9 protein-coding genes and 1 pseudogene are annotated in these 11,104 nt (G+C 67.4%); 4 read left to right on the top strand and 6 right to left on the bottom strand.

All coding sequences use genetic code 11. The features are described 5' to 3' along the window. Positions 1–51: 51 nt before the first annotated feature. Both OHB13_RS29405 and OHB13_RS29400 read right to left on the bottom strand, forming a co-directional pair. The gene (locus OHB13_RS29405; protein ID WP_328379063.1) at positions 52–819 is read right to left on the bottom strand and encodes an SDR family NAD(P)-dependent oxidoreductase; all 768 of its coding nucleotides are present in this window, start codon (positions 817–819) and stop codon (positions 52–54) included. Continuing rightward, on the bottom strand, positions 816–2,063 hold the full coding sequence (locus OHB13_RS29400; RefSeq protein ID WP_328379062.1) for a sedoheptulose 7-phosphate cyclase: 1,248 nt from the start codon (positions 2,061–2,063) through the stop codon (positions 816–818). Before OHB13_RS29400 ends, OHB13_RS29405 begins: the two co-directional genes overlap by 4 nt. Positions 2,064–2,279: 216 nt before the next feature. Here OHB13_RS29400 and OHB13_RS29395 point away from each other — a divergent pair, with 216 nt between their 5' ends. Next, complete coding sequence (locus tag OHB13_RS29395) at positions 2,280–2,735, top strand: hypothetical protein (RefSeq protein WP_328379061.1); 456 nt, start codon at positions 2,280–2,282, stop codon at positions 2,733–2,735. Positions 2,736–2,749: 14 nt separating this feature from the next. Here the strand turns inward: OHB13_RS29395 and OHB13_RS29390 are convergent, their stop codons facing one another. The 4 genes and pseudogenes from OHB13_RS29390 to OHB13_RS29375 all read right to left on the bottom strand — a co-directional run. Then, entirely contained in the window at positions 2,750–3,922 is a 1,173-nt protein-coding gene (locus tag OHB13_RS29390; RefSeq protein ID WP_328380417.1) for an MAB_1171c family putative transporter, read from the bottom strand. A gap of 2 nt (positions 3,923–3,924) precedes the next feature. Next, positions 3,925–4,356, bottom strand: a complete 432-nt coding sequence (locus OHB13_RS29385) for a hypothetical protein (RefSeq protein WP_328379060.1) — start codon at positions 4,354–4,356, stop codon at positions 3,925–3,927. Between the two features lie 298 nt (positions 4,357–4,654). Beyond that, positions 4,655–5,845: a transposase gene (locus tag OHB13_RS29380; RefSeq protein WP_328379059.1), complete on the bottom strand. Its 1,191-nt coding sequence runs from the start codon at positions 5,843–5,845 to the stop codon at positions 4,655–4,657. Between the two features lie 106 nt (positions 5,846–5,951). Next, positions 5,952–6,224 (bottom strand): annotated as a pseudogene (locus tag OHB13_RS29375) (IS1380 family transposase); the annotation flags it as partial. 1,008 nt (positions 6,225–7,232) lie between these two features. Here OHB13_RS29375 and OHB13_RS29370 point away from each other — a divergent pair. From OHB13_RS29370 to OHB13_RS29360, 3 genes are all read left to right on the top strand, one after another. Continuing rightward, a complete protein-coding gene (locus tag OHB13_RS29370; protein WP_328379058.1) occupies positions 7,233–7,469 on the top strand; it encodes a hypothetical protein in 237 nt (78 codons plus the stop codon). A gap of 79 nt (positions 7,470–7,548) precedes the next feature. Then, positions 7,549–7,992: a hypothetical protein gene (locus OHB13_RS29365; protein WP_328379057.1), complete on the top strand. Its 444-nt coding sequence runs from the start codon at positions 7,549–7,551 to the stop codon at positions 7,990–7,992. A 207-nt stretch (positions 7,993–8,199) separates the two neighbouring features. Then, on the top strand, positions 8,200–11,028 hold the full coding sequence (locus OHB13_RS29360) for a glycoside hydrolase family 2 protein (protein ID WP_328379056.1): 2,829 nt from the start codon (positions 8,200–8,202) through the stop codon (positions 11,026–11,028). Positions 11,029–11,104 lie beyond the last annotated feature (76 nt).

Below are 11,104 nucleotides of genomic sequence, written 5' to 3'. Positions count from 1 at the left end.
GACGAGTGGGGCGGGAGAGCCTGTGACGGGCGGGTTTTCATCGCCTCGGTCCTACGGACGGGAGTCGGCCGGGGACAGCGACTGGGACACCGGCAGTCCGTCGCCGATAGGGGTCCAGGTGCCGTCCTCGTGCACGACGAGTGCGTCACCGGCGTACGGAACACCGCGGGTGCGGGCGAGCTCGATGCCGAGCGGGGCGAACGCGACAGGGGTCATGTAGTCGCTGTAGTCGAAGTCCGGCGACCGCCGGGCCCGGATCCCCGGGGAGTCGACCATGCCGGCGGGCAGCGCCTGGACGAAGGCGACCTCGGCAGGGTCGGTCTCCTGGGCGACGGATCCGATCAGCGAGCTGGCCGCTGCCTTGGTCGCGGCGTAACCGGACCTCTGCGGACCGGCGTTGTAGACGACCTCGGACGAGATGTGCAGGAACATTCCGGAACCCGCTGCGCTCAGGAGCGGCAGCGACGCACGCAACGTCCGGGCCAGGCCGTGCACGTTGACGGCGAACTGGTCGTCCCAGTCCGCCTCGTCCGTCCGGAGGAACGGCTCGCGCCTGGACGTGAAGTAGACCGCCGAGTAGCAGACCAGATCGATCCGGGACGGCAGACCGGCTCGCAGAGCCGCCCCGGAACCATCGGCGTCTCGGAGGTCGAGCCGGTGCCAGACCAGTCGATCGGCCCCGGTCCCGGCCGGCCTGCTGCGGCTGAACACGTGTGTCTCGAATCCGGCTGAAGCCCACGCGTCGGCGACGCCCCGCCCGATTCCGGTCGACCCGCCGACCACGACCGCCGTGGCCGGGTCGCGGTTCGCCCCGGTCACACGCCCACCCGCGCGGACACGAACGTCTCCAGGGGGAACCCGGAGGGCGGCTGCTGCCCATAGCCGCGCACCAGCCGTGCGGCCTCGCGCAGTTCCTTCGGCGTGACGTCGTCGACGAACCGGTGGTGTCCGATGCCGACCGGCAGCGGCAGACGCTGCCTTCCGTCACGGTGCCGCACCGTGTCCTCCAGGGCGTTCTCCAGCAGGTCCGGTTCGTCCAGGACCTCATTCCACAACGGCAGACCGAGCGAGTGGATCACGGAGTAGATCCGGTCGGCCTGGGTCTCGCTGACATAGCCGCGCAGGGCCGACAAGGCCGTCGTGAGCGCCATGTCGACGACGACGGCCTCCCCGTGCAGCAGCTCGGGCAGCGCGTGCATCTCGATGGTCGGGCTGAAAGTGTGCCCGTAGTCCACACAGCGCTCCAGCGAGGACTCCCAGAGGTTGGGCTGGAGTTCCTCCAGCATGAGGTGGATGGACTCGGCGATGATCGTGTCCGCCGCCGCGCCGAGCGCGCCGGTGGTCCCCTGGAACCGGTCCGCGCGCACGGCCGCACCGCTCGACTCCAGCAGGGCGAACAGGTCTTCGGAACGAATGAGGGCCATCTTCAGGATCTCGGCGAGGCCGTTGCTGATGTGCCGCAGGTCGAGGCTGCGCAGGAACGACCGGTCCAGGAACGTGGCTGTGGCCGGCGCGTACGTCCCGAGCCTGTTCTTGCCCAGCTCGTAATTGACTCCGGTCTTGACACCGACTCCGGCGTCGACCAGCCCGATCAGGGTCGTGGGGATCCGGATGTACGGGGTTCCGCGCCGGTAGAGGCTCGCGGCGAACCCGACGATGTCGGTCAGCACTCCGCCCCCGACGGCGATGACCGGCTCACGCCGGCGGTCGATGCCGAAGTCGTTCATGGCGTCGACGACGCGCGTCACGGCATCCCACTGCTTGACCGCTTCGTCCGCGCGCAGCGACACGACCTGCGCGTCGACCCCATGACAGGCGAAGTACTCGCGCACCGTGGCGCCGTAGAGCGCGTCGACGTTCTCGTCCAGTACCACGAGACGCCTGTCCCCCGGGCGCAACGGCACATCCGGGCAGCCGTTCAGCAGAGTCGTGTTGTCGGGGGCGAACAGGCCGTCGGAGCTGACGACGTGGTAGCGCACCTGCCGGACGGCCTCGACCGTCCATACCGGACCGTTGTCGACGGCCTGGCGGAGTCCTTGAGTGAAAGCAGTACCGCTGCGCATTTCCCCTCCAGTTGTGAGCGCCGATGAACTAGGCGGCAGGCCTATTTAACGGCGTCGAGACCAATATAATAGCAGCAGAGCTTCGTGGGTGACATTCGTGTTACACTTCTCACGCATCGACCGATATAGCGTGGCAACGAACATTGGGCCGAGGTCGAGGCCCGCCACGCCCGTCTGCCGTGCCCCGAATCGCCGTAGACCAAAGGAGGTCGAACCATGGCAACGCTGGCGGAACGCCTGAATGCCTGGTTCACCGACGCAGCGACCGCGGATGCCGTGGGCCGCCTTCGTGAACCGTCGACGTCGGAGGTCGCTCAGGCGATCTCGAACGACACGAGCCACGAGGTGACCATCTCCAGGAGCTACCTCACGGCGCTGCGCAACGGGTCGCAGACAAATCCGACGGTCAACGTTCTCTCCGCCATCGTGAAGTACTTCCAGTCCCGCGACATGACCCTTCCGGTGTCGGTGAGCACACTTGTCAACGAGGCACCTCAGGCCCCCGCCGAGGAGAAGGACGAATGGGCGACGGCCCTCTCCGACCGGCAGGTCCGCTCGATTGCGATGCGCGCGGGCCAGCTCACGCCGGGTCTGCGCGACCAACTGCTGTCGATCATGGATGTGCTGGACGCGTCGAAGGGATCACCGGACACACCCGGTAGCGACGCCTGAGAAGCATCCTCCGGTCACGGACTCCGGAGGTCGTTCCGTGCACCGGAGCGCAGTTCACTCAGCTCGCCGGACAGCCGGATGAGTGCTTCGAGATCGTTCTCGTAGTCGCGGCCGGTGGAACGGCGGTGCTCCTCGGGAGCGATGACGAACGCCGCTGTCGTCGGCAGCTCGGTGTCCCGGGCACGCTCGCCACGAAGCAGGTGCAACGCACGGTCGACCAGTCGGGCGGATGCCTTGGTGTCGTCGCGTGCGGGGGCCGGCCCGTCGTCGGCTGCGCACTGCAGATAGGGGCCGAGGCGGGTCAGGCCGTCCCGGCACTCCACATAGCGTCGGTACACGGCCGAGGCGTTGGCGGGCATTGCGCTTCGGCGCCGGCTCCCACGGTCGAGGGCCAGCTCGGGATGGAACTCCATCATCCTGTTCCAGAGTTCCTCCAAGCCTCGGTACTGGGCCCGGCAGTCCATCCTCTCCTGCGCGATCTGCACGAGACTCACGACGCAGGGCACAGTCAGCCCGGCGCACACCACGATGGTGGCGATCTGGCCGAAGACGAAGACGTCTACGTAGTCGACCGGCCTCCCGGGCTCCCGGAGCGTGGGCAGGTTGACCCAGAAGAAGCGCAAGACGCAGGTGAAGGCGAGTCCGCTCAGCCCTACGGTGATGGCGCTCAGAGAGAGCTTGCGCAGCGGGTGTCCATGCCGCGCGTGCCGCCCGGCCAGAACGGCACAGGCGGTGTACCCGAAGAGCAGGTAGAAGTTGCCGAGGTTGTAGAAAACCCGGGTGCGCCAGTCCACGAGAAAGACCGATGTCAGGTCGTGGTTACGCAACGGTGGTGGAAGCAGCAGCGTGACGACGAGCATGCCCGCCAAGCAGGTCAGACAGGCTCCGAGCTCCCACGGCCACGGCAGCCTGAAGCTGTTCAGCGGGCTCTCCCGCAGGAATCCGACCATGAGACAGAGCCCGATCAGAACCGCCGCGTTGTAGGCGAACTTGGTGAAACCGACGAGAGTGTACTGGTCCACGAACCGGAGGACGACCGGTTGGCTCAGCGTGTTCCCCGTCCCCATCAGGAACAGCGCCAAACACAGGTGCACCCGCATCGAATCACGGAAGCGCCGCTGAATCAGAGCAGGCGTGGTCCATGCCGCGCCCCCGAGCAGGGTGACGATGGCAACCAGGTTGAGCATGCTCACCTGAGCCCATCCGTCAGGACCAGGCTGTTGTATACGGACGGACGCCACGGCTCGTCGAGGCCGTAGCGCTGCGCCCGGCGACTCATCGATATCGCGTGATGCATGACCGTCGAAGCGATGATCTCGGCGTCGCGCTCGTCCCGGTCCGCGTAGCACGTCCGAAGCTGCAACTCCGCCGGCCGCTCTCCCGCGAGGTCGTAGGCCACTATGTGTCCGACCTCGTGCAGAATGATGTGCGCTTGATGCGCCTTGGTGGTCCTGGCCTGATAAGCAATGACATCCTCATCCTCCCGCGAGATGAGCACACCGAAAGGTCCGTCGGCGGGAAGATCCCATTCGAGCAGGCGGATCGGCGTACCCCGCAGATCGCCCAGCAAGTGACACAGCGTGACGACATTCAGTGGCAGCGGCGGCGCGAGCTTTCGCATCAAGCGGCGACTGTGAGCGCGGAGCTGAGCATCACGCAAGCGGTTGCTACGAAGATCATGGCGGCGCCCCCAAGACCACCCCATCCTTTGACCGAGCATGCAACAGCCCTCCCCCGAGATAGTGCACAGGCTCAAGCCCCCACCAGGCCGGCCGTCCGCTTCACTCTGCCCGGGGATCAACCTACGACATGCGCCGCAGTCCGCCACTCGAAAAAAACGGTCTCTGGCCACTCCCCATGCCGGTGCGTCTTCGGTCATCCCCCTGACCGGCCCATAAATTTCGCGTATCCGACGCCTTTCAACTGTCATCGTGCTGCGCGTCAGCGAAGAAGGCCGATAATCGGATCACCCGCAGCTCTGAGCGGGCAGTGCTCAGAGGCGTACGATCGGCTGGAATGCGCACAACATCGGCAGCATTTGGCCAGATCACGACGGGACCGGACCGGGAACCCACGGCCTGTCGTGCCTGGTCAGGTACTCCGAGCTCCTTGACTCCTGATGTTGAACACACGAGACACTGGATCCGGATCGGACGTCTCAAGATCCACACGCGGAGGCAGTACATCGTGATCGCCGGCGGCTCCAGGCCGGATGGGCCGGGCGGCCCGGGCACCTCTCCCGCTGCCCAACGATCGCCGCCAAGGCTCCGCCATGACGTCACGCTCCGTACTACCCAGCCAGCTCGACGTGAGCTTGTTCCGGTTTGACGGACGCCTTTGGTGTGGTGGTCAGGCTGCGAGTGCGGTCTCGTACTCGGCGGGGCTGACGCCGGGCGCCCCGGACGATCGAGGCGTATGCCCGCGGGCTGCGAGCGGTGCAGTACGTCCAGGAACTGGCTGTGGCCCGAGCCGGCGATGCCCCACATGTGGCGGATGTTGGTGGCGGTGATGCAGTATCGCCAGCCGGTCTTGTTCTCGAAGGCGGTCAATTTCTTCAGATGCCGCCGGGTGGGCTTGACCCGGCGCACGATCAGCCGCATGCCGTCCGGCCAGCCTTCGCGGATGTTCAGCCCGGTCAACTCGGCGACGAAGTATCCTTCCTGGAGGCTGCCGCCCTGGTGTACGGAGGTCTCCCAGGCGGCGTCGGGTAGTTGGGCAATGGCCTTCTCGTCGTCCTCGGTGACCTTCCAGCCGACCGTGTAGCGGACCGTGCGCCGCGTGGTGTTCAAGGCTTCCAGGTGTTCCAGCAGCCCGTGGGTGGCTCCGGCCCCGTCCACCCGCACCAGTATTTTCGACGTGGAGGAGCCGGGGATCTGGGCGAGGGCCTCGGTGAGCACGGTGAGATGGTCGGCCACCGTGTTCGATCCGAAGTTTCCCGGCCGCAGGAGCATCGCCAGCGATTCGGTGGTGTTCGCGCACCACGCGGCCAGCGGATGAAACCCGAACGTCTTTTTGAAGGTGACCGCAGCCCCGGTCTTCTTCGAGGCTGCGGTGATGATGGTGGCGTCGAGGTCGATGACGATCCAGCCGGTCAGCCACTTGCCCGCCACGGTCAGCCAGGGGAAGCCGCCCAGCCGGCAGACGCAGCAGACTCCACACGTGCCGGCGCACCCTCGCCCGCGCCTTTGCCATCTTCGCCAGGGTGGCCTCGTCGAGCGCGGCCAGCATCCGGCGGGCGGTGGAGTCCGAGGCTGCGGTCCCGAGCAACGGCCGGTGAAGCAACTGAAGTTGCTCAGCCTCCGACAGGTTCGCAGCCCCCAGCGCGATCGCGATCGCCAGGTGCACCAGTACCCCGGCGCGTTCCCGCCGGCCAGCTGCTGCGCTGGACGGCAGTACCCCGGCCAGCGCACCCGTCAGCCCCATGCGGTCCGCGCACCGGCGCAGCAGCACCGCTCCCGCATGCCCGACCAGCCTCTTCCCGTCAGCCACCACGGACAGCCGACGGTCCCGCCCTGTACTCTCGACCACCAGAAAGGCGCCTTGCTCCCTCCAGCGGATACGATCTAGACACTCGCGTTCTCGCAGGTCAACGGCACCTTTCTGCTAGCGGGGCGTCAGATCACCCAATTCCGCTGAATACCCAGGGTTAATGCATCGAGTGGCGGGGCCGACTGGGCAGTCACAGCCGAGGGACCCGTCCGCCTCGCGACCGCCGCGGCGAGGCCCAGGGCTGGGTCGACCTGATGGACCAGCTGGGCTGGAAGCCGCTGCGCAACCGCCACCTGCTGCCCGAACGCGTGGCCCGGCGCCAGGTCACCACCGACCCTGTGCCGCGGCGGACGATCCCGGACAACCGCTGGCCTTCATCGATCTCACGGAGGCGTACTCGTTCGGCCACCCGCACAGCTTGACGCCGCACGCCGACCAGGACAGGACCCAAACGGTCCGTCACGTCACGACGAGGCAAGCGTTGCCTGAGGCGGCACTGGGCTCCAACGCCCGCGCAGGAAACGAGGCCGTTCGATGAGCCCGTACCGCCGTGTAGAGCCGAAAGGCGCCCGTCAGCCCTGGGAGTCCCCTGGGACTTTTCTGGGACTTCCGGCCCCATCAAGCGGCACGAACGTGAAATAGCCGAAAGGTCATTCGCCCAGGTCAGCGGCCATCGCACGCCTATCACAGCAGGTCACGACACTCGCTCGTCTCTTCCGGGACATCTGAACCGGTCCTGCCCGCCGCACCCCTTCCTGGCCCGCATTCGTGCGGCCGGGAAGGGGTGCGTCGCCATCTCCTCACAAGCTTCACTCGGACATGTCACACCTTTCCGCACAACCCCCTCCCCGTCCTCCGTAAGGGGGTTTCGAGTTATGGGTGTTCCTCCAAGCAACCGTGAACCATGTCTCAATAGCCGTCAACTTCCGCTGGAAGCAACGGGTTTACTCTGCATTTACAGTCCCTTGATGATCGCTCGCGACGAGCGATCCGGAAGGGACACACAAGTTGAGTACACACATCACCGGACGCGCGGCCCGATCCGGACGAAGGAGGGCCCACGTCCCTTCACTCGCACCGCTGTTACTGGCCGCCGGCATCGGTCCGGCCGACGGTCGGGCGGCAGCCGCCGAGCCCGTCGCCACCGCGGTCGCGGGGAGCGAGCCGCGGGCCCGGCAGCCGTCTGCGGCGGCCGAAGTCCATGAGGCCGACCCGGCCTGGGCCACCCAGCGCAGCGCCCCCTGAATCGCCTCCCGAAAACAGCAACGCGCGGCGGATACCGGCAAGCCCAGCCATCTCGCCAGTCAGATTCGACAGGACCGAATTGAACAGCCTTGAGATCCATACGATCAGCCGGCAACTCGCCGCCCTGCTGTGGCGTCAGCACACCGTCTACCGGGAGCGCGGCGGCAGCGCCGTCATCCGCGGCGAGCACGTCGGAAAGTGGATAAGCCTGACAGCCCGCGGAACAGGCCACGTACACATCCGCGCCGGGCGGCTGCTCGATGGCGGCACCTCCGCCCCGGCCCGCGCCGAGACCACCGCACCCTTCGACGGCGACATCACCGAACTGGCCGCGCACTGCCGTGCGTTGCTGCTCGAAACGGTGGACACCACCACGGGCACCGCACCTGCGGACCCGGCCACGCCCGCCCACGGACAACGCCCGTTACGGTCCGGCAATCGGGGCTCGATCACCTTCGCGCCGGCCTGTGGCGCTGTCGCTCTCGGGCTGTTCCTCGCCGCCATGGGCGGTGTGCTGGGCTGACCAGAGACGCCACCGCCACCACCCCGACCTGCGACATGCCGGTTCAGGGAGGGGTGGTGGCGTCTGCGGGCCGGCCGTCGGCGGCAGGTGGGAGCCCGTCGGTACCGAGCCCTGGTCCCAAGGCCGTTGACAAAGGGATCAGGGCCTGCCGACCATGGAACTCACATCGGCACTGACAACGTTGTCGAACGACGCACCGGGAGCGACGTGACCCAGTTGAATCGCAGGCGTTTCCTGTCCAGTGGGATCGCCACCGCCGGTGGTGGTGTTCTCGGCGCGCTCGGGCTGTCCGGCGTCGCCGACGCAGCGCCGGGCGGCGGCACCACAGGCACCCCGAACTCCCAGAGCACCCATCTCGTCCGCACCGACGGCCGCGAGATCACCAGCGGCTGGACCTTCACCGCGGCGGACGGCACGACGCCGCCCGGGAACCGGATGGCCAGCGCGCAGCGCATCACCGGCCTGAAGCCGGCTGTCGTGCCGGGCACGCCGCTCACGAGCATGATCGCCAACGGCGAGTACCCCGATCCGCTGTACGGCCACATCGTGACCGACACGATCCCTGACACCCTCAAGGACACCGACTACTGGTACCGGGTCGCGTTCCCCGTGCCGCGGCTGATCCCGGGCCAGCGGTTCTGGCTGCGGTTCGACGGCATCAACTACCTCGGGACGATCTGGCTCAACGGCACCGAGGTGGGCACCATCGAGGGTGCGTTCAAACGGGGCGTCTTCGATGTCACGGACATCATCGCGAAGGCCGACGGCACGGCTCACCTCGCGGTGCTGATCGGCAAGCTGGACTACGCCGACCCTCCGGCGTTGCCGAGCTACGCCAGCGGCGTGACCCGCGGCGGGCGCAACGGCGGCAAGACCGGGATCACTCTGAAGAACGGCCCGACGTTCTTCTGTACGGCGGGCTGGGACTGGCTGCCGACCATCCCCGACCGGGACCTGGGCATCTGGCAGCCGGTCACCTGGTCCACGACGGGGCAGATCCGGCTGACCGACGTGCACGTCGATCCGACGCTCTCCGCTGATCTGAGCACGGCCGACATCGCGATCGGACTCACCCTCGACAGCGCCTTCGACTCGTCCCGGTCCGTGGTGGTCAGGGGTACCCTGGACGGCCACGAGTTCGCCCGGACCGTGACCGTGCCGGCCGGCGCATCCACGGTGACGGTGACGTCGAAGGACATCGACTGCCTGCGGCTGAACCGCCCGAAGCTGTGGTGGCCCAACGGGTACGGCGACCCCCACCGCTACCGGCTCTCGATCGGCGTCGAGTCCGGCGGCCAGGTCCACGACGAGCGGACGGTGGACTTCGGCGTCCGGCGGATCGAGTACACCAAGCCGATCCAGTCACAGACCGGCACGCCGACGGACTGCCTTGCGATCACCGTCAACAACCAGCCGATCCTGGTGATGGGCGGCAACTGGGGCCTGGACGAAGCACTCAAGCGCATTCCGCGGGAACGGCTCCGCGAGCAGGTGCGGCTGCACAGCGAAGCCAACCTCAACCTGATCCGGAACTGGAACGGCCAGAGCAGCACCGAGGACTTCTACGAGGCGTGCGACGAGTACGGCATCCTCGTCTGGCAGGACTTCTTCTGCTCGACGGAAGGTCCTGCCCCGGCGAACGTCACCCGCGACCTGGACAACATCCGGGAGTGCATCGTGCGGTTCCGCAACCACCCGTCGGTCCTGCTGTGGTGCGGCGGCAACGAGGGCCCGCCGCCGCAGCAGCTCGTCGACGGCCTGGACGCGCTGGTCGCCGAGCTGGACCCCAAGCGCGCCTCGCTGACCAGTTCGGCCGGCGACACCGGCAAGAACCCCATTGGCGGTTACAGCTCGGGCGGGCCGTACCACTGGGTCACCCCCAGCACCCACTTCGACCTCAACGACGGCACCCACTGGCCGCCGTTCCACAACGAGGTCGGCTCGTACTCGATCCCCACGCTGGAGTTCATCAAGAAGATGATCCCCGAGGCGTCGTGGGAGCACCCGGACGACTCCTGGGCCGACCGGGACGTCAACGGCAACGGCGGCAACGGCGGCGGCGCGGGCTACCTCCAGATCACCGCGAAGCGCTACGGCGATCTGCAGAATCTCCCGGACTTCGCCCGCAAGTCCCAGCTGATGAACTACGAGTGCATCAAGGCGATCTACGAGGCGCACGCCGCGAACATGGAGAGCGCCGCGCCGGGCAAACCGTACCCGCGCACCGGCGTCATCATGTGGATGACCAATCCCGCGCAGCCCAGTTTCGTCTGGCAGATGTACACGCACGACCTTGAGGCACACTCGTCGTTCTACGCGGTCCAGCACGCCTGCAGGCGGGTCAACGTGATCCTCAACAGCAAGACGTACGACGTGGTGGTGGCCAATCACACCCGAGAGGCCGTGCTGGGCACCGTAGCCGTCACGCTCTACGACCTGGACGGGAAGGCGTTCGCCAACACCTCCTGGCGCGTCGGCGGGGCGGCGGCGTCCGACCACACGGTGACCGGCAACATCGCCGCGCAGCTGAACGGCGCACCTTCCGATGTCGCCTTCGTCCGGCTCTCGTTCGAGGATGCGCACGGCGCCGAACCGGTCCGCAACTTCTACTGGATCGAGAACCCGGCCCGGGCCGCGGGATTCCTGAGCCTGAACGATGTGGCCCCGGCCGCCGTCTCCGTCACGGCCGACGTGAAGCACGGGAGGGACAACACCGAGCTGACCGTGGAGGTCGAGAACACCGGCGGGGCCGTGGCACTGATGGTGCACCTGCAGGTGTACGACACCCGGACCGGCGAACGCATTCTGCCGGCGACGTTCGACGACAACTACCTGAACCTGGTGGGCGGTGAGTCGCGCACTGCCAGGGTCCAACTGGACACCGGTCAGGTCCGGGACCACAAGAACATCGGGGTGCGGATCGACGGCTGGAAGATCGACCAGCGCGCCTCCCGGCTGCGGGGACACGGCGTGGCCGTCACCTTCAACCAGGCGGCGTTGTCGACCCATCCGGCGACGAAGACCTTCGGCGGGTAACCGGAACGCGCGGGTAGGGCCGGCCACGGCGGTCGGCCCTACCCGTCATCCGGGCCTTCGCCCACCTTGTAAACCC

The sequence above is a fragment of the Streptomyces sp. NBC_00440 genome (assembly GCF_036014215.1).
GTDB lineage: Bacteria > Actinomycetota > Actinomycetes > Streptomycetales > Streptomycetaceae > Streptomyces.
Note: the sequence above shows the minus strand (reverse complement) of the source record. Positions and strands in the feature narration are given on the sequence as shown.